Annotated in this window: 17 protein-coding genes and 1 pseudogene; 9 read left to right on the top strand and 9 right to left on the bottom strand. The window is 70.0% G+C overall.

What is annotated here, in order from left to right:
• Positions 1 to 686 precede the first annotated feature (686 nt).
• Entirely contained in the window at positions 687 to 1,979 is a 1,293-nt protein-coding gene (locus ACWDSL_RS21640; protein WP_450487707.1) for a glycosyltransferase, read from the bottom strand.
• On the bottom strand, positions 1,976 to 2,479 hold the full coding sequence (locus ACWDSL_RS21645; RefSeq protein WP_450487709.1) for a GtrA family protein: 504 nt from the start codon (positions 2,477 to 2,479) through the stop codon (positions 1,976 to 1,978). The genes ACWDSL_RS21640 and ACWDSL_RS21645 overlap by 4 nt, the downstream gene beginning before the upstream one ends.
• Before the next feature lie 463 nt (positions 2,480 to 2,942).
• On the opposite strand from ACWDSL_RS21645, the gene ACWDSL_RS21650 reads away from it, so the two are divergent.
• The 5 genes and pseudogenes from ACWDSL_RS21650 to ACWDSL_RS21670 all read left to right on the top strand — a co-directional run.
• Positions 2,943 to 4,001: a S8 family serine peptidase gene (locus ACWDSL_RS21650; RefSeq protein ID WP_450487711.1), complete on the top strand. Its 1,059-nt coding sequence runs from the start codon at positions 2,943 to 2,945 to the stop codon at positions 3,999 to 4,001.
• Positions 4,002 to 4,033: 32 nt separating this feature from the next.
• Positions 4,034 to 5,230 carry a glycoside hydrolase family 6 protein gene (locus tag ACWDSL_RS21655; protein ID WP_450487713.1) on the top strand — a complete coding sequence of 399 codons (1,197 nt, stop codon included), beginning with the start codon at positions 4,034 to 4,036 and terminating at the stop codon, positions 5,228 to 5,230.
• A 313-nt stretch (positions 5,231 to 5,543) separates the two neighbouring features.
• On the top strand, positions 5,544 to 5,891 hold the full coding sequence (locus ACWDSL_RS21660) for a response regulator transcription factor (protein WP_450487715.1): 348 nt from the start codon (positions 5,544 to 5,546) through the stop codon (positions 5,889 to 5,891).
• A gap of 8 nt (positions 5,892 to 5,899) precedes the next feature.
• Complete coding sequence (locus ACWDSL_RS21665; protein ID WP_450487717.1) at positions 5,900 to 7,180, top strand: glycoside hydrolase family 5 protein; 1,281 nt, start codon at positions 5,900 to 5,902, stop codon at positions 7,178 to 7,180.
• Positions 7,181 to 7,500: 320 nt separating this feature from the next.
• Positions 7,501 to 7,959 (top strand): annotated as a pseudogene (locus ACWDSL_RS21670) (signal peptidase II); the annotation flags it as partial.
• A 19-nt stretch (positions 7,960 to 7,978) separates the two neighbouring features.
• Here ACWDSL_RS21670 and ACWDSL_RS21675 read toward each other — a convergent pair.
• The 6 genes from ACWDSL_RS21675 to ACWDSL_RS21700 form a co-directional block, all read right to left on the bottom strand.
• Positions 7,979 to 8,452 (bottom strand): anti-sigma factor family protein, encoded by a 474-nt coding sequence (locus ACWDSL_RS21675; protein ID WP_450487719.1) that lies wholly within the window; start codon positions 8,450 to 8,452, stop codon positions 7,979 to 7,981.
• Positions 8,449 to 9,015, bottom strand: coding sequence for an RNA polymerase sigma factor (locus ACWDSL_RS21680; RefSeq protein ID WP_450487721.1), 567 nt, complete (start codon positions 9,013 to 9,015; stop codon positions 8,449 to 8,451). The genes ACWDSL_RS21675 and ACWDSL_RS21680 overlap by 4 nt, the downstream gene beginning before the upstream one ends.
• A 147-nt stretch (positions 9,016 to 9,162) precedes the next feature.
• Positions 9,163 to 9,975, bottom strand: coding sequence for an anti-sigma factor family protein (locus tag ACWDSL_RS21685; protein ID WP_450487723.1), 813 nt, complete (start codon positions 9,973 to 9,975; stop codon positions 9,163 to 9,165).
• The gene (locus tag ACWDSL_RS21690) at positions 9,972 to 10,565 is read right to left on the bottom strand and encodes a sigma-70 family RNA polymerase sigma factor (protein WP_358638917.1); all 594 of its coding nucleotides are present in this window, start codon (positions 10,563 to 10,565) and stop codon (positions 9,972 to 9,974) included. Before ACWDSL_RS21690 ends, ACWDSL_RS21685 begins: the two co-directional genes overlap by 4 nt.
• Positions 10,566 to 10,781: 216 nt before the next feature.
• Entirely contained in the window at positions 10,782 to 11,810 is a 1,029-nt protein-coding gene (locus ACWDSL_RS21695) for a rod shape-determining protein (protein WP_450487725.1), read from the bottom strand.
• Between the two features lie 196 nt (positions 11,811 to 12,006).
• Positions 12,007 to 13,728 (bottom strand): bifunctional 3'-5' exonuclease/DNA polymerase, encoded by a 1,722-nt coding sequence (locus ACWDSL_RS21700; RefSeq protein ID WP_450487727.1) that lies wholly within the window; start codon positions 13,726 to 13,728, stop codon positions 12,007 to 12,009.
• 394 nt (positions 13,729 to 14,122) lie between these two features.
• Here ACWDSL_RS21700 and ACWDSL_RS21705 point away from each other — a divergent pair, with 394 nt between their 5' ends.
• The 3 genes from ACWDSL_RS21705 (at position 14,123) to ACWDSL_RS21715 (ending at position 16,704) form a co-directional block, all read left to right on the top strand.
• The gene (locus tag ACWDSL_RS21705) at positions 14,123 to 14,764 is read left to right on the top strand and encodes a glycoside hydrolase family 43 protein (RefSeq protein ID WP_450487729.1); all 642 of its coding nucleotides are present in this window, start codon (positions 14,123 to 14,125) and stop codon (positions 14,762 to 14,764) included.
• Between the two features lie 405 nt (positions 14,765 to 15,169).
• Complete coding sequence (locus ACWDSL_RS21710) at positions 15,170 to 15,394, top strand: DUF397 domain-containing protein (RefSeq protein ID WP_043491085.1); 225 nt, start codon at positions 15,170 to 15,172, stop codon at positions 15,392 to 15,394.
• 158 nt (positions 15,395 to 15,552) lie between these two features.
• Positions 15,553 to 16,704 (top strand): site-2 protease family protein, encoded by a 1,152-nt coding sequence (locus ACWDSL_RS21715; protein WP_450487731.1) that lies wholly within the window; start codon positions 15,553 to 15,555, stop codon positions 16,702 to 16,704.
• A 39-nt stretch (positions 16,705 to 16,743) separates the two neighbouring features.
• Here the strand turns inward: ACWDSL_RS21715 and ACWDSL_RS21720 are convergent, their stop codons facing one another.
• Positions 16,744 to 17,256, bottom strand: coding sequence for an ATP-binding protein (locus ACWDSL_RS21720; protein WP_450487733.1), 513 nt, complete (start codon positions 17,254 to 17,256; stop codon positions 16,744 to 16,746).
• Positions 17,257 to 17,560: 304 nt separating this feature from the next.
• On the opposite strand from ACWDSL_RS21720, the gene ACWDSL_RS21725 reads away from it, so the two are divergent.
• On the top strand, positions 17,561 to 18,418 hold the full coding sequence (locus tag ACWDSL_RS21725) for a helix-turn-helix domain-containing protein (protein ID WP_089512731.1): 858 nt from the start codon (positions 17,561 to 17,563) through the stop codon (positions 18,416 to 18,418).
• The last annotated feature ends 110 nt before the right edge of the window (positions 18,419 to 18,528 follow it).

The following is an 18,528-nucleotide window of genomic DNA, read 5'->3' on the forward strand; positions in this document are numbered from 1 at the left end:
CGTTGCGGCCCAGCTTGGGGAAGATGCCGCGCTCGACTGACAGCAGGGGCGGGCGCCTCCGCCGGGGGCGCGGCGGCGGCCGCTCGTCGACCGCGACCGGGCGCCGGGGCCGGGTGGTGGGGCTCTGGGGGCGGTCGGGCCGGTCGGGGCGCGGCGGTCGGTCGGGCCGGTCGGGGCGCGGCGGTCGGTCGGGCCGGTCGGGGCGCGGCGGCCGGTCGGCGCGCTGGGGTCGGTCGGGTCGCGGCGGTCGATCGGGTCGCTGGGATCGATCGGGTCGGTCCGGCCGGTCGGGTCGGTCGGGTCGCGGCGGTCGGTCGGGTCGGTCGGGCCGGTCGGGTCGCGGCGGTCGATCGGGACGCTGGGACCGTTCGGGACGCTGGGGCCGCTCAGGTCGGTCAGGCCGCGGCGGTCGGTCGGGCCGCTCAGGCCGTCGGGGCCGATCGGGCCTATCGGGACGCTGGGGTCGCTCAGGCCGAGGGGGCCGCTCGGGCGGCTGGGACCGCTCAGGCCGCGGAGGCCGCTCGAGCCCCTCCGGACGCGCTGGCCGTTCAGGCCGTTCAGGCCCCTCCGGACGCACAGGCCCCTCCGGATGCGCAGGCCGCGCGGGCCGATCGGTCCGCTCCAGACGAACGGGTTCCGGAGGCTTCGGAGACATCGGAGGCTGCGGGTGCAGCGGAGGCGTGGGGTCATGCGACACGGGAGTCCGCCTCCTCCGTAGCGGCCCGGTGGGCGCCGATGTGCTGGGTCTTCTCCCAGTCGTGGCGGCCGAGCAGTTCTCGCCGCATGGCGCGCACCGCGGCGTAGGCGAGGACCATTTGGAAGGGGAACCAGGAGAGCGCCATCTTCACGAGCGTCCCCGGTGTGGCTTCGAGCCCATGGGCCCCGGTGAACTCGTACAGTCCGACCGCCTGGACCAGGAAGTGCGCGCACAGCAACAGGACGGGCAGATAGGAGAAGAGCGCGATCAGCACGGGCACCTTGAGGACGAGGATCATCCCCAGGGAGATCGGCAGATACAGGCCGAGCAGCGCCTGGCCGTGCGGGAACGCGAGGACGTAGAAGGCGAGCCACCGCTGTTTGCGGGTGGGCATCTGTTTCCAGGTGCCCTTCTTGAGGGTCTGCATGAACCCCTGGCTCCACCGGGTGCGCTGCCGGATGAAGTGGCCGAGGGTCGGTGGCGTCTCTTCCTTGGTCACATAGCGGTCGTCGTAGACCACGCGCACCGGCTCGCCGCTGGCCGACACCCGCAGGCCCAGGTCGGCGTCCTCGGTGAGGTTGCGGTCGTCCCAGCCGCCGAGCTGGATCAGCAGCTCGCGGGCGAAGAAGACGGTGTTGCCGCCGAGCGGAATGGACCCGAAGTGGGCGTGGTAGTGCAGCCGGCTCTTGAACCAGAAGAAGTACTCCAGGACGTTGAGCGTGGAGTACCAGTTGGAGTCGAAGTTCATCAGCTGGACGCCCGCCTGCACCACCCGCACCCGCTCCTTGAGCATGACCGTGTTGACCAGCAGAAAGATCTCGGGGTGGATGTCGTCCTCGGCGTCGAAGATCGTCACCACGTCGTGAGTGGTGTGCGGCAGGGCGACGTTGAGCCCGTGGGGTTTGTTGACGGGCTTGTCGTCGAAGACCACGACCTGGACGTTCTCCAGACCTTCCCGGTCCAGCTCGGCGATTTTCTCTTCCGCCTTTTTGATGGTGCCGGTGTCGTCCTGCGAACAGATCACGAAGACCTCCAGCAGTTCGGCCGGATAATCGGCCCGCACCACCCGCTCGATGGTGGTCTGGATGACGTCCTCCTCATGCCGCGCGGGCAGCAGCACGCTGAAGGAGAGACGCGGGCGGACAAAGCGGTCCGGGGCCCTGGCTTTTCGCTCGGCGTCCGTCCGGTCCCAGGTGTAGAGCATCAGATAGAGCACATGGGCCGACTGAACGGTCAGCAGTACGGAGACCAGGACGAGGCCCAGATAGATGATGGTGATCATCCGCTCCGCCTCCCCCAGACCCAGCCCGCGCTGGCGGCGAAATTGGCCGCGAACGCGGCGGCGATACCGATGCCGTTCGCCAGCAGGAGATGGATTCCCAAGCGTTCCAGCAGCCAGACCGCCAGGACGTTGACCGCGAGCCCGCCGAGTACGGACACATTGAATTTCAGAAACCGCCGGAACGACGGGGTGGAAACCGCGAAGGTCCATCGGTCGTTGAGCAGATAGTTGTGGACCACGGCGAGCTCCACCGCGACCGGGGAGGCCGCGAGCAGCGGCCAGTGGGCCCAGCGGTAGAGCGCGAAGAGCGAGACCGTGTTCACCAGCACGCCACCCACGCCGACGACCGCGAATCGCAGAACCAGACCGCTCAGGGCGGCCAGCGGGCCGCTCATCGAGCGCGTTCGAAAGAACATTCTTTTTCGCTTACGGGTGTTGCCCACCCGTTCGCTCGGGTCGCGGTCGCTGGTGCGATCGCTGAACGTTCCGAAACGCTGCATCGCGACTCCCTACGCAGGAGGCTCTTTCGCCGATGTCAGTCCAAGAGTGCTCCCCGGGATTTCGGAGGACATCACGCCTTCGGGGGAGGGTGGACTCCACCTTCGGTGGAGCGGCTTTCTCCCCCGTTTTGGGGAGGCCCGGAAACCGCGCCTGCAACTGGTCCCCCAAAAAGGGGAGCGTCAGGTCACCCGCCCGCGGGTGTCCGCACCGCGGAGACCCGCAGAAGATGAGACGGCCAGGCGTCCGCCCACGGCCTCGCGTCCCACTGGGATGAAGGTAGGTGACGTAATGTCAGGTCACGTGATGTTGCACCGTTCATTTGCCGCCCGGACCGGGGCCGTTATCGCCCTGATGGCGCTCTCACTCGCTCCCTCGGCGGCGATCGGTGTTCCTCAAGGCGTTCCTCAAGGCGTTCCTCAGAACGTTCCTCGGGACGTTCCTCGGGATTCCGATTCCGGAGCGATGCACGATTCCGAATGGGCGCTGACCGCGCTGCAGGCCAAGAAGGCATGGAAAATCAGCAAGGGCGCCGGGGTGACCGTCGCGGTCATCGGCACCGGCGTCGACGCCTCCCACCCTGATCTGCGCGGGCGGGTCCTGGCCGGCAAGGACTTCGGGGACGGCCCCAGCGGCACCGGCACCCGCGACCAGGGGGACGCGATGGAGCAGGCCACCCACGCGGCCGGGATCATCGTGGGGACCGGCCGCAACTACCGGGGCAACGGGCTGCTGGGTCTTGCGCCCCAGGCCCGGGTGCTGCCGCTCGGGGTGTACGAGGACCGGAAGCCGCAGGCCGACGCCACCGCCAGGGCCATCCGCCACGCGGTGGGCCGCGGCGCGAAGGTCATCGATGTGGCGGTGTCCTTCAAGAAGCCGAGCGCCGCGCTGCGGTCGGCGGTGACCTACGCGGTCGGCGAGGACGCCGTGGTGGTCGCGGGCGCCGGCGACAACGGCAAGGACGGCAACCGTCCCACCTACCCCGCCGCCTACCCCGGGGTGGTCTCCGTCGTGGCGACCGACGAGAAGGGCGCCGTGTGGACCGACTCGCACCACGGCGGGGGCGTGACCCTGGCCGCGCCCGGCGTCTCCATCCTGACCACCGCCCCGAACAAGGACTACTGGACCGGGGCGGGCACCGGCTACGCCGCGCCATGGGTCGCGGCCGGCGCCGCGCTGGTGCGCTCGGAGCACCCGCGCTGGACCGCGGGCCAGGTCGTACAGAAGCTGATCGATACGGCCGACCGCAAGGGGTCCTCGGGGCGTGACCCGCGCTATGGCTTCGGGCTGATCGCCCCGGCCAAGGCGCTGGCGGACCGCGCCGCACCACCCGCCTCCACCAGTCCGCCCGGCTCCGCGCGGACGGCCGCCAAGTCGGACCGCGAGCACTCCGCGGCCCGGTCCGAGGAGGGATCGGCGCTGGTGGCGATAGGAGCGGTGGCGGGGGCCCTGGTGGTGCTGGCCGTCATCGCGGTCTTCCTGATCAGCCGCCGTAAGCCCCCGCCGAACAACTCGGACAGCTGACCGGCGGGCCCGGCGTGAACGAGAAGACCCCCGTGACCCCCGTGACGGCGGGGACGGCGGGGACGGCGGGGACGCGCGGACGGCTGGGGTTCTGGCAGCGGCTGCGGCTTCAGGTGCTGCTGCTGGGGCTGATAGGTCTGCCGAGGTGGCTGGGACTGGGGGCGCTGTCGAAACGGCCGACGCAGACCCGGTGGCGGCGGCGGGAGCGGCGCCAGGGCCGTCGGTCCCCGCTGCGGACCCGCAGAGGCATCGTCCAGCTGCTGGCCCTGGCCCTGATGGCCGAGGTCGCGACGGCCGCGACCACGCTCCACCCACCGGTGGGCTGGGCCGGCGACGAGTCCGCCTTCCCTCTGCCCAAGCCGTACTTCCCGGTCACGACCCGGTTCTACACCGACCCCGACAACCCCGCGGCGCAGTGGGTGCGCGGCAACCCCCACGACCGCCGGGCGATGGTCATCCGTAAGCGCATCGCCGATCAGCCGCAGGCCGCCTGGTTCACGGACACCGACCAGGGCCGGGTCGAGGCGCAGGTGCGCCAGGTGGTGCGGGACGCCCGGGCCCGCGGGCGGCTGCCGGTACTGGTCGCGTACGCCATCCCGCACCGCGACTGCGGAAAGCGCAGCTCCGGGGGCATGGCCGACCTGTCCGGCTACCGGAACTGGATCGGCGGCTTCGCCCGGGGGATCGGCGCCTCGCGCGCCGTCGTCATCCTGGAACCGGACGCCCTGGCGCATCTGACCTGCCTCAAGCGGCGGCAGCAGGCCGAGCGGTACGCGGCGCTGTCCTACGCCGGGCGGACGCTGCGGGGGCAGGCCGCGCACGCCCGTATCTATTACGACGCCGGGAACTCCGGGTGGCTTCCCTCCTCCGTCATGGCCGAGCGGCTGGAGCGCGCGGGGATCGACCGGTACGGGGACGGCATCGCCCTCAATATCTCCAACTTCAACGCCACGCGTGACGAGGTCCGCTACGGCCTGTCCGTCCTCAGGGAGCTGCGCCTGCCCCGGCTGGGGGCAGTGATCGACACCAGCCGCAACGGCGCCGGGCCCACCCATGACCACCGGTTCTGCGATCCGCCGGGCCGCAAGCTGGGCACGCCGCCCACTGCCCGTACCGGGATCCCCGGGATCGACGCCTATCTCTGGGTCAAGCAGCCGGGGCAGGCCGATGGCTGTGCGGCGACCGCGGGGCTCTTCGTCCCGGGCTATGCCTTCCGGCTCACCCGCTGAGCGCCTGCCCCACTGACCTCTGGCTGACCTCCTGATCCGCTTCCTGGGCCTTCTGCGGCCTTCGGAGGTCACTCACTGTCACTGATCCAGCGCGCAGCGGAGCGAAATCGGCACCCAAAATCGGACATAAAGTCATCAAGGCGGTCGAATTCCGCCTACCTCAATCGAGGTAGGCGGAATTCGGCCGTTTGGTGTGCCCGGCATTCCCGCAATTGAGGTAGCGAGATTTCAGTCGTGCGTACGGTGATTCGGCCCCGGTGGATTCCCTAATGTCGTTGAACGAAAGGGAAAGCCGCCTGAAGGAGCTCCACCGATGAAAAGAGTTCTCGTCGTGGAGCACCACCATCTGGTTTCGAGTGCGATCGCCGACCTGGTCGACGAAACACCCGGACTGGAACTGGCCGGCGCCGCCAGATCGGTACGCGAAGCAATTTCGCTGGCCGAGCGGAGGCAGCCGGATGTGGTGCTCATCGACGTGGACAAGTCGAGCTGGAAATGGCTCCGACTCGACCTGTTGGTCGCAGATCTCCTTCCTCGCGCGCGGCTAGTCCGGCTGACCGCAGTCTCCGACCCGCGAGTGGAATGTCTGGACCCTCCGACGAATACCCCCAGCGTCCTGAAAACAGCCATCCCCCAATTTCTCAGGAGTCTCACCGAATGAATTCCCCCATGGACAACAACGTTCCGACCGTTTCCGAGACCACCGAGTCGAAGCGTGGGCCGCGCTCCTACCGGCTGCGTGTCGGTATCGCGGCCGGAGTTGTCGTGGCTGCTGCCATCGGTGGCACCGTGACCGCGTTCGCTCTGAATTCCGATTCCGATTCTGGTTCTTCGTCCGGCTCTTCCGCCTCGGCCACGACGGCCAAGGGCGGGGCCGTCGACGGTCCGCTGTCCACCCGCGGTGGCGACATCGTGGACTCCAAGGGTCACAAGGTCGTGCTGACCGGTATCAACTGGTTCGGCGCCGAGACCGGCAGCTTCGCGCCGCACGGCCTGTGGACCCGTAGCTGGAAGAGCATGCTCGACCAGATCGCGGACAACGGCTTCAACACGATCCGGCTGCCGTACTCCAACGAGATGTTCGCGGCCAAGAGCAAGCCCAACGGGATCGACTTCAAGCAGAACCCGGACCTCAAGGGCCTCACCGGTCAGCAGATCATGGACAAGATCGTCAAGGGTGCCACCGACCGCGGCATGATGGTGATCCTGGACCAGCACCGTCCTGACCAGTACGGCCAGAGCGAGCTCTGGTACAGCCAGAACCTCACCGAGAAGCAGTGGCTGGACGACTGGACCCAGCTGGCCAAGCGCTACAAGGACAACCCCCGGGTGATCGGCGCCGACCTGCACAATGAGCCGCGTGGCCAGGCCACGTGGGGCGACGGCAACCCGAAGACCGACTGGCGCCTGGCGGCCGAGAAGGCCGGTAACGCGATCCACTCCGTCAACAAAAACTGGCTGATCTTCGTCGAGGGCACCGACCGTCACAAGAACGAGCAGTTCTGGTGGGGCGGCGACCTCCAGGGTGTGAAGAAGTACCCGGTCAAGCTGAAGGAAGCCAACAAGGTCGTCTACTCGGCGCACGACTACGGCCCGGGTGTCTACAACCAGAACTGGTTCATGGCCAAGGACTTCCCGAAGAACATGCCGGCGATCTGGCAGAAGCACTGGGCCTACATCAAGAAGCAGAACATCGCTCCGCTGCTGCTCGGTGAGTTCGGTGGCCGCAAGACCGCGGGCAACAGCTCCGAGGCCGTGTGGCAGAACGCCCTGATGGACTACCTCAAGAAGAACCAGATCAGCTACACCTACTGGTCCCTGAACCCGAACTCGGGTGACACCGGTGGTGTCCTCAAGAACGACTGGAAGTCGATCGACAAGAACAAGATGAAGATGCTGTCCAAGTACCAGGCGCCGCTTCTGTCGGCGAAGGGGAAGACGTCGGAGTAATCCCTTTGGTACGGCCGCCGCACCCCGGCGGTGGACAGCGAGGGCCCGCAGGCAATGGCGCCTGCGGGCCCTCCGTCGTATCCGGGTGCGGCCGGCCGTGCACGCGTACGGGCTGTGCGCGCGTACGGACCCCGCGTACGGACCGTAACCGCGTACGGACCGTGCGCGCGTACGGACCCGCTCACGGCAAAGAAGCGCGGCCTGGGCAAAAACGCGGGCTCAGGCGGAAGCGATACGTCACCTCGCCGGGTTTCCTGTCCGGGCCCGCTTTCCGCGCCGACCCCGAAGGCGCGAGGAGGCCGGCCGCGAGGAGGCCGACGATGAAGCCCCAGCAGCGCACCGGCCGCGTACTCTTCCCGCTGGCCGTATTCGCGGTGGTGGCGGCCGACCAGGTGAGCAAGGCCTGGGCGGTGGCGGCCCTCGACGGCACCGTGGGGCCGCAGGGCGCGTTCGGGCCGGTGCACACCCTGCTGGTGCGCAACACCGGGGTGGCCTTCGGTCTTGGGCGGGGCCGACCCCTGCTGATCGTCCTGATCACCCTCGCCGGGGCGGTCGCGACACTGGCCGCCGCGGGCGCGGGGCTGCGGGTCCGCAGCCGGGCCCGGGCGCTGGCGCTCGGGCTGATCGCCGGGGGCGCGCTCGGCAACGGTACCGACCGGGCCGTACGACACCCCGGGCCGCTGCGCGGCGCGGTCATCGACTGGATCATGGTGACGGCCCGTGGCCCGGTGTTCAATCTCGCCGACGCCGCCCTGGCGGTCGGCGCCTGCCTGATCGTCGTCGTCCTGCTGCGCGACCTCATGCTCCCGCTTTGGGGACCGCGCTCTCACTGGCGTCCGGCTCTCCGGGCGGCAGCGACGCCTTTTCGGGCGCCAGGTCCGGGACCTCGTCCTGGATCCGGTTCTGGGACTGGTTCTGGGGCTGGTTCCGAGGCTGGTCCGGGGTCCGGTCCTGGGGCCGCTCCTCGGCCCGGCTCCCGGCCGGGTCCGCGAAGGAGCCGAGGGAGCCCACGAGGTCGCGCAGCCGTCCGAGCGCCGCTTCGTCCGGGCCCTCGCGGGCCCCGCGGGAGGTCAGCGCGTTCGTGATCCGCTGATACGCGGCCAGCTCCCGGGCGCAGCGGTGGCACCGTGCCACATGCGCCCGGACCCGGCCCGCGGCCGGCGCGTCCAGCTCACCGTCCAGATACGACTGGAGCTCGGCGCCGTCCGCAAGACACTCCCTGGCCTGTTGGCGCTCGGCGCTCCGCCACCACATCCACCACCTGCTGCTCATGTCCCACCTCGCTGTCCTTGAGGTCCCGCGGCCACCAATCGATCCCGGATCCGCTTGCGCGCCCGGTGCAGTCGGCTCATCACCGTCCCCTTGGGCACGCCCAGCACCCGCGCGGCCTCCGCGTACGACAGCCCGTCCACATGCACCAGCCGCACCACCTGCTGATCGCGCAGCGGCAGCGCGGTGAACGCGGCGTCCACGGCCTCGTCGAAGGCCGTGTCGACCACCAGTTCCTCGGGTGTCGCGCCCGAGGCGGCGGGTGTCGCGCCCGGGGCGGACGCGAGCCGGTCGAGTTCGGTGTCCGGGTCGTCGAGCAGATGCGGTCTGCGCTGCCGGTGCCGGCTCACCTCCGCATGTCGCATGATCGTCAGCAGCCAGGCGCGCGGATGGCGGCCGTCGAACCGGCCGACCGCCCGATAGGCCCTGAGCAGGGTGTCCTGCACCAGGTCCTCGGCGTCGGCGGGCTGCGCGGTCAGCGACATCGCCACCCGCAGCAGCACCTCCACCTCGGGCAGCACGTACTGGGCGAACATGCGCTCTTGACGGGCGTCCGGGTCAGCCACGGGTGCCTCCTCGGATCCTGACCCCCCGGGACGCGGTGACGACTGTCACACTCTGTGTAACACCACGCTCACATCGGCGCACGCCATGATCGGCGGTTCGAGTGATGGTGGGGTGAGGGTGGGGGTGAGGGAGGAGGCTGCTCGTGCTCAGGCCTTCACGGAGACCAGGAGCTTTCCGTCGAGCGTGCGGATCTCGAAGTGGTCGATGTCGGCCGACTTGAAGGCCGCGCCGCCCTGGGTGAACAGGGGAGCCTGGGCGGTCTTGTCCGGGCTGTCCGCGATGCCGTACCCCTGAGGCGGCACCGACCAGGTCGTCATGACCTGCTTCTCACCGCTCTTGGAGACCGCGATCATGCTGCACGCCAGGGGGCCCTTGACGTTCTTCAGCCGCAGCATGGCGTCCAAGCCCCACATCTTGTCCTTCAGGGCGATCGTGGCGTTCACCTTGGTGTCCGGGTCGGTGGCCTGGATCTTGGTGGGCATCGCTTCGAAGGTCTTGCTCGCGGTGGTCTCGGCGCTGATGGTCGTGGACGAGCCGTCGTCGGAGGTGAGCGCCACCGCGCCGAGCGGTCCGCCGATGATCAGGACAGCGGCCGCGGCCACCAGGGAGAGGTGCCGACGGCGCCGCTTGCGCCGGACCACGGCGACCTCGCCGATCATGCTGTCCAGCAGCCCCGGGCTGGGGCTCGCGGTGAGCGTGTCGATGCCGTTGGGGGTGGCGGTGAAGGAGTGCGGGACGCCGGTGAGCCCGGGCCGGCCGGGGGCGCCGTGGATGCCGGGGACGCCCGAGGCCAGCTCAGCCAGCATGGGCTCAATGCCCGCCAGCTCGTCGAGGCGGCGTCCGCAGTCGTCACAACTGGCGAGGTGCTGCTCGAAATAGGTGGCGTCCGCGTCGTCGAGCACGCCGAGTACGTACGCGGCGACGGCGTCGTGCCCGGCGTGGTGCGCCTGCGCGGTCATGCCGTCACTCCTCTTTCCTCAAGCGCGAGCTTCATGGAGCGCAGCGCGTAGAAGACCCGGGACCGCACGGTCCCGCTGGGTATGCCGAGCGTCTGGGCCGCCTCGTTGACCGTGCGGCCCTTGAAGTACGTCTCGACGAGCACTTCGCGGTGCGCGTCGCTGAGGTCGTGCATCGCGTCCGAGAGGGTCATCAGCCGCAGGGCCCGGTCGATCTCGTCCTCGGCGGGCATGAGCTCCAGCGGGGAGGGGTCGACTTCCTGCGGACGGGCCTGGCGGCTGCGGTGTCCGTCGATGACGATCCGCCGGGCCACGGTGACCAGCCAGGGCCGGATCGAGCCGGTGGCCCTGCTGAGCTGGTCGGCGTTGCGCCAGGCGCGGACGAGGGTTTCCTGGACGACGTCCTCGGCCCGGTGCCGGTCGCCTGCCACCAGGCGCAGTACGAAGGCGAGCAGCGGTCCGGCGTGCTCCTGGTAGAGCGCGCGCATCAGCTCCTCGTCCGGCGTACCGCGCTGGGATCTCGACCGATGTGTATCGGTCACGGCGGCGTCGTCGCGCACCAAAACCTCCAGGACGGAACCCGAGTTGGACATCATCAACAGACACTCCCGGTGTGTTGGCCGGGGGTTGTGTGGCCCGGACGGCCTCTTCCTCCATCACTACGGACGGGGCGGGAGCGCCGCTCAACTCGTGGCGAAGTTTCTTGAAGTGGCCGCGGACGCCGCCGTTCCGCACCGGCCGTCGGGCTCTGCCGAACGGGTTCTCAGGACTGTGCTGTGGTGGCCGTCAGGGCTGCGCTGTGGTGGCCGTCAGGAGGCCAGGGGGTCCAGGACGACGGGCCGCACCGAGCCCTCGATCATCGCGCCCAGCCCCTCGACCGCGCAGGTGTCGGGGTGTTCGGCGATATGCAGCGGCATACCGGTCGCCTCCCGCAGGAGATCGTCGAAACCGGGGAGCCCCGCGCTTCCGCCCGCCAGCATGATGCCGCGCTCCGCGAGGTCGGCGACCAGATCGGGCGGGCAGCGGCGGAGCACCGTGCCGACCGCGTCGAGCACCCCGGTCAGCAGGGTCTGCACCACGGCCCGGATGCCCTCGATGTCGATCTGCACCGAGCGGGCGAGTCCGGTGGCCACGTCCCGGCCGTGCACCTCGGTGTCGTCCGTGGCCGCGCCGGTGCCGCTCAGGGCCAGGTGCAGCGGGCGGACGGCCTGGCTCGGCAGCATCAAAGCGTGCTCGTTGCGCATATGTTGGACGAGGGCGTGGTCGATCGTCTCCCCACCGACCGCCACCTGCTCGGCGGCGACGATCGAGCCCAGCGACAACACCGCCACCTGGGTGCTGGCCGCCCCGCACACCACGATCATCGTCGCCTCGGGCCGTTCGACCGGCAGACCGCAGCCCACGGCGGCGGCGATCAGGGTGTCGACCAGCTCCACCCGCCGGGCGCCGAGCCCGGTCAGCGTCTCGACGGCGGCGCGCTCCGCCAGCGGGTCCGCGTCGTGCGGGACGCACACGGCGGCGCTCAGCAGCGGCTTGCGCCGCCAGGCCCGGCGCACCTTGTTGCCGACGAGGAACCGCAACATGCGCTGGGCCATGGCGATGTCGACGACCCGGCCGCCGGATACGGGCCGTACGACCCGGATATGGTCGGGGGTGCGGCCCATCATCCGTTCGGCGAGCGCCCCCACCGCGATCAGCCCCCCGGTGCGGGTGTTCACGGCGGCGACGCTCGGCTCGTCGACGACGAGGCCGGTGCGCCTGAGATAGACCCGGGTCCTCGCGGCGCCGAGGTCGACGGCGATGGAGCAGCGGCGCAACCGGTCGAGGCTGATGGACATGTCAGGCCTCCTGTAAGTCTCCTGTGTGGCCGGGTCTCCCGTGCGGTCAGGTTTCCCGTGCGGGCGGGGTGGTGGGGCCGTCGGCCCGGCGGCCCTGTGATCATCGTGTGGGCCGGACCGCCCGCCTCGCCTGCGGTGCTGCGCCGGTCGGGCGAGGAACGGCCCTCACCGCTGCCGACCGATCCCGTTACTCGGCCTATTCGCCGTACTCGCCGACGTCCGGGTTGTCCTTGGCGTCGGCGTAGCACTCCACGGCGGCCGCGGTGAGCGAGAACCGCACAGGCGTCTCGCCGAAGGCGATCCGCCCCGCCGTCTCGCCCGCCGCCGCGATCGCCTCCCGCACCTGCGGGACCTCCTCGGCCGGGCAGTGCACGATGACCTCGTCGTGCTGGAAGAACACCAGCTCAGCGCGGAGCCCCGCCCCGGCCAGCGACTGCCGCAGCGCGGCGAGCACCAGCACCGCCCAGTCGGCGGCGCTGCCCTGGACGACGAAGTTACGGGTGAACCGCCCGCGGGCGCGGGCGCCGGCCGTGCTGCCGTATGTCGGCTCCTCGTCCTGGTCGCGCGGCAGGCCCGCCTCGTCGGCCGGGTCGCCGCCCGCGGAGGCGGGCGGGCAGGTGCGGCCCAGCCAGGTGCGCACCAGCCGCCCCTCCTCACCGGCGCGGGCCGCCTCGTCCACGTACGCCACGGCCGCCGGGAAGCGGCGCCGCAGAGCCGCGAGGTGCTTGAGGCCGTCGCCCGAGGTCTGGCCGTAGATCGCGCCGAGGAGCGCGAGCTTGGCCAGGTCGCGCCGGCCGGAGAAGGCGCGGTCGGACAGCGTCGCGTACAGGTCCCGCCCGCTGCCCGCTATCTCCATCAGCCCCGGATCGCGGGAGACGGCCGCCAGGACACGTGGCTCTATCTGGTCGGCGTCGGCGACCACCAGCCGCCACCCCTCGTCGGCGACCACCGCCCGCCGCACCACCTTGGGGATCTGCAGCGCCCCGCCGCCGTTGGTGGTCCAGCGGCCGGAGACCGTGCCGCCGGGCACGTACTCGGGGCGGAAGCGGCCGTCCCGCACCCAGGACTGCAGCCACGCCCAGCCGTGCGCGGTGTGCAGACGGTAGAGCTTCTTGTAGCGCAGCAGCGGCTCCACGGCGGGGTGGTCGATGTCCCGCAGCTCCCAGGCGCGGGTGGAGCTGAGCGAGATGCCCGCGCGCGCGAACGCCTTGAGGACCTCGGCCGGCAGATCGGGCCGCACCCGTACGCCCCCGAAGGCGCGGGACACCTCGTCGGCCAGCTCGGCCAGCCGCTGCGGTTCCAGGCCGCCCGGATAGCGCTCGCCGAGCAGTTCGTCCAGCAGTTCGCGGTGGCGGTCGGCCCGCCAGGGCACCCCGGCCCGGCGCAGCTCGGCCGCCACCAGCGTCCCGGCCGACTCGGCCGCGGTCAGCAGCCGCATCCGGCCGGGGTGCTCGGCCGCCTCCGTACGGGTCAGCTGTCCGGCGTAGACCGCCAGCAGCGCGTCGAGGGGGTCGGTGCCTGACGGCAGCGGCACCGGGCCGGGCTCGAAGAGCGACGGCTGTGTCTCGGCCGCCCGCACCGGTGGATCCTCGGGGACCGGCAGCCGGCGCAGCCGCGCCCATGCGGCGGCCAGCGAACGCGGCTCGCCGCACCGCCCTTCGTGGCCGAGCAGCAGGGCCTCGGCGGCCTCCAGGTCGTAGCACCGCTCGACGCGGATGCCCGCGGCGAGGAGCCGCGGGTAGAGCTCGGCGGTCGACCGCCACACCCAGCGCTCGACGTCCGGCCGGGACCGTACGGCCTCGACGGCGCCCCCGGCCGCGGCCGTGACCTCGACGATCGGACCGGCGGCCCGCCCCGCGGGGTCCAGCGGGCAGAAACGAGCGCCCCCGTCGCCCGTCTCAGCCAGCGCCCATCTCATATCGGTGAGTGTGACAGGGGGGTCTGACAAAACCGGCGGAGGTGGGGCCACGACGTGGAGCCACGGCTGTGTTGCCGATGCGCCCGCCGCCACTGCCGACTCCGCCGTGGCAGCCGGGACGTTCACCAACCGTTCCTCGCGTTGTTGGCCGCCATTGGCCGAACTTCGCATCCGGGATGTTCCGGACTGCCCCGCGAGCGGTCTTCGGGGTCAGAGGCCGCGCTGATCCACCTCGGCGATCCGCGTCTTACGGCCAAAAGGCTGCGCGAAGTCCTCAGCGGGGCTGTCCACCCTCCCGCGGTCCTCGGCCGCAAGCGCCCCGACGGGTAGCTCTCTCGGCGCGATCCTCACGGCGCGGACCCGACGATCATCGGAGAGCGCCGGGAACAACCCGTTGGGCCCATATGCGTACGGGGGCCAGGTCGATCCGTACGGCGACAACCGCTGGATGATCGACAGCAGCTATCTGTCCATGCCCGACGGCCGCCTCTACCTGCTCTACTCCTTCTGGGAGGGCGGCACACAGAACCTGTACGCGGTCCGGATGAGCAACCCGTGGACCCCGACCAGCGGCGCCGTCCGCATCGCCACCCCCACCTATGGCTGGGAGAAGGTGGGCTCCGGGGTCAATGAGGGGCCGACCATCCTCCAGCACGGCGGGCGGACCTTCCTGACCTTCTCCACCTCGCACTGCGACACCCCCGACTACAAGCTGGGGCTGATGGAACTGACCGGAAGCGATCCGCTGGCGGCGGGCGCGTGGAAGAAGTTCGCCGACCCGGTTTTCCAGCGCAATGACGCGAACGGGGTCTACGGGCCCGGCCACAACTTCTTCTTCCCGTCTCCCGACGGGAAGGAGGTCTGGATGGCCTACCACGCGAACTCCAAGGCCACGGACGGCTGCAGCGGAACCCGGACCACCCGGGCCCAGAAGGTGAACTGGAACACCGACGGCACCCCGGACTTCGGCGCGCCCGTCTCCACGTCCACCGCCCTGGCCGAGCCCTCCGGGACGCCGGCCGTCGCTGTGCGCTGACCCCCGCCGGTACGAGACGAGCGCGAAAACCGCAGGCCACGCCACTGGCCTGCGGTTTTTGCTGGCCGGGAGATCACGTATATGCGGCGGCTTTTGGATGCCATGCCCGGAATGACGCAATCCAGAAGAATTTCCGGATGTGGGAGAACCTGTCGGGCGTCTCCTGCGTCACCTCTATCGACCGCATATGTCGACCGTACGGATCGCCGTTGCCCTACGCTTCCCGGTGATCATCGGGTGATCGTTTGGATACGCATGGTGCACGTGCATCTGCTGATGCATATGCGAATGCATTTGCTCGTTCGAATGCTCATGCATTTGCAGCCCAACAAGGTTATGATCCGGGTCAGTTGACAGCTGTACTAACCAGTGGAGAGCCCTGTGCGCGACCACCCGTACAACGGCATGGCGGCCGCGGACCTGCAAGAGGCCGCCTGGCAGAAGAGCAGCCACAGCAATTCCCAGGGCTCGTGCGTGGAGTTCGCCAAGCTGCCGGGCGGACATGTCGCCGTACGGAACTCCCGCTACCCGGACGGCCCGGCCCTCATTTACACCCCGGCCGAGGTCGAGGCGATGCTGCTCGGCATCAAGGGCGGCGAATTCGACCACTTGGTGCGCGACCTGGCCTGATCTGTCCCGGCCTCAACCGTCCTGGCCCGTCCTGGCCTGGCCCGTTCCGGTCTGATGCGGCCCGGTCTGATCCGGCCCGTTCCGGCCCCGCCGCGGTGAGCGACACTGGTAGGTGGGTGCGATGCCCGGCTGGATGAGACGGCTGGGGAGATACGGCTATGAACGGGTCGATGCGCGTCGGACATGTTCTCGGGGTGCCACTGCGGATGCACTGGAGCGTCCCGGTGCTGGTGGCCCTGCTCGCCTACGGCCTGGGCCATGAGACGCTCCCGGCCTGGACCCCGGGCCATTCGAACGTCGTCTACGCCGCCGCCAGCGTGATCGGAGCGGCGCTGCTGATGGGGAGCCTGCTGCTGCACGAGGCCGCGCATGCGGTCGCCGCCCGCAAGAAAGGTGTCGCCGTCCAGGACGTGACGCTGTGGGCGCTGGGTGGCATGACTCAGATGGGACGGCCGCGGACCGCCGGGGTGGCGCTGCTGGTGGCCGTCAGTGGCCCGATCACCAGCCTGGTGATCGGGGGTGTCGCGATCGGGGCGGGGATCGGGGCGCACGGTCTGATCGGCTGGGGGATACCCACGGCGCTGCTGGTGTGGCTGGGGTGGGCCAATCTGTTGCTGGGTGTCTTCAATCTGCTGCCCGCCGCGCCGCTCGACGGGGGGCGGGTGGTGCAGGCCGTGATGTGGTGGCGCACGGGGGACCGGGAACGGGCCGAACGGGCGGCGGGCCGCAGCGGCCAGATCTTCGGCATGGCGATGATCGCCTTCGGCTGGGTGGCGTTCATCCGCGGGGCCACAGGCGGTTTGTGGTTCTCGCTCATCGGTCTCTTCATGGTGATCATCGCCAACGCGGAGCGGCAGCACGCCACCCTCACCGAGACCCTGCGCGGGGTGCGGGTGGCCGATGCCATGTCCCATCCGGTGGCCGCCGGGGCCGACTGGCTGACCGTGGACCGCTTCATCGACGAGGTGGCGGCGCCGGCCCGGCATTCGGTGCTGCCGGTTCTCGACTTCGAGGGCCGGCCGAGCGGGCTGGTGAGTCTGCGCGGCCTCGCGGCGGTGCCGTCCGGGAACCGGGGGATGCAGCGGGTACGCGATGTGGCCACGCCGCTCTCCAGGTGCACGCTCGCCGTGCCGGGCGATCTTCTGAACGAGGTCATGGACCGGGGGGCGCGGCCCGGGGGCGGGATGCCGATCCTGGTCGTCGACCATGGCCATCTGGAGGGGATCGTCACCGCCCACGATGTGACGCGGCTCTTCCAACTGCACGCGCTGGAAGCAACGGCGGCCCCGCCGAAGTCCAGCCCCCTATGACCCGGCGCGCTGCGGTCCCCTATGACCCGGCGCGATGACCTAGCGCGGTCGTGGCAGCAGAAACAGCGCCCAGACGACCTTGCCGCGCAGCGTCCCGGCCAGCGGATGCCAGCCCCAGTCGTCGGTGAAGGACTCCACGAGACAGAGCCCTCTTCCCGACTCGTGGCTGAAGTCGGCCTCGCCGGTCACCGGGCTCTTCTCGCTCGGGTCCCGGACCGCGCACATCAGGCGTGAGCGCCAGCGCATCAGGTGCAGCCGCACCTGCGCCTCGGCCTCCGTGCCGTCCGGGCCGTCCGGGCCGTCCGGGCGGACGCCGGGGCAGGCATGGCGCAGGGCGTTGGTGACCAGCTCGGAGACGACCAGGGCGACCTCGTCGAACATCTCCGGGAGTTCCCACTGTGTGAGCGTGTCGCCGGTGAACCGCCGGGCTCCTTGGACCGCTTCGAAACGGGTCGGCAGCGAGCAGGAGGCGGAACCGGAGACGCCGGGGGCGTCGATCGAGGGAAGCCCCAGCCACACGGGCTCCAGCATGGTCGAGCCTTCGGTCCCCATGCGAGCACTCCTGCATCCGTGGCCCTGACGAATCCTGGCCAGATCTCGTACGAGCTTGCACGTGCGCAAGACCTATGGTTCCGAATGCGCACAACGGATGCAAGGGCAAATGCACGTGCACGCAGATTTTTTGGGGCTATGTACCCAACTTCGACACAGATTCTCCCTACGTCCTCTTGCGTACGTCTCACACTTGAGTAACGACATGTGCACAGGGCGGAGCCCGAATAGTGGCAGACTTCGGCCTCAGGGCTGCGGGGGTCGCCTTCGGAAGGGTGCGTTCCGTACAGGGAGGGTCGCAGACATGAGCGCGAGCGAGTCGAGCGGATCGGTGGTGCGCCGGATTCTCCTGGGCTCTCAGCTCAGGCGGTTGCGCGAGTCCCGTGGCATCACGCGGGAAGCGGCCGGTTATTCCATCCGGGCCTCCGAATCCAAGATCAGCCGGATGGAGTTGGGCCGGGTGAGCTTCAAGGCGCGCGACATCGAGGACCTGCTCACGCTCTACGGGGTCGCGGACGAGACGGAGCGCGCGTCCCTGCTGGGCCTGGCTCGCGAGGCCAATGTCGCGGGCTGGTGGCACAGTTACGGCGATGTGCTGCCGAGCTGGTTCCAGACCTATGTCGGCCTGGAGGGCGCCGCCTCGCATATCTCCTGCTACGAGGTGCAGTTCGTGCACGGTCTGCTGCAGACCGAGGGCTATGCCCACGCCGTCGTCACCCGCGGTCAGCCGCAGGCCTGCCACTCCGAGGTGGACCGCCGGGTCGCGCTGCGGCTGGAGCGGCAGAAGCTGCTGGTCTCCGAGCGGGGGCCGGCCTTCCAGGTGGTGATCGACGAGGCCGCGCTGCACCGGCCCTACGGCGGGCAGGCCGTGATGCGGGCCCAGATCCAGCACCTCATCACGGTCTCCGAGCAGCCCAATGTCACGCTCCAGGTGATGCCCTTCTCCTTCGGCGGACACGCCGGGGAGAGCGGTGCGTTCACCCTGCTGCGCTTTCCCGAGTCCGACCTGCCGGACATCGTCTATCTGGAACAGCTCACCAGCGCGCTCTACCTCGACAAACCCGAGGAAGTGGGGCAGTACCGGCGGGTGTTGGAGCGGCTGAGCGAGGACAGCCTGTCCGTGGAAAAGAGCCGTGACTTGCTGCGGGGCCTCCTTCAATGACCTTGACACGCCAGTAAGATGACGTTCTGTCAGCAATGCATGTTCTGTGAGCAATCCCCCACGCGTACGCGGTGTCGTTGAACGGCGCCCCGTCCTCCAGATAGGGATGG

This window comes from Streptomyces sp. NPDC000941, assembly GCF_053599555.1.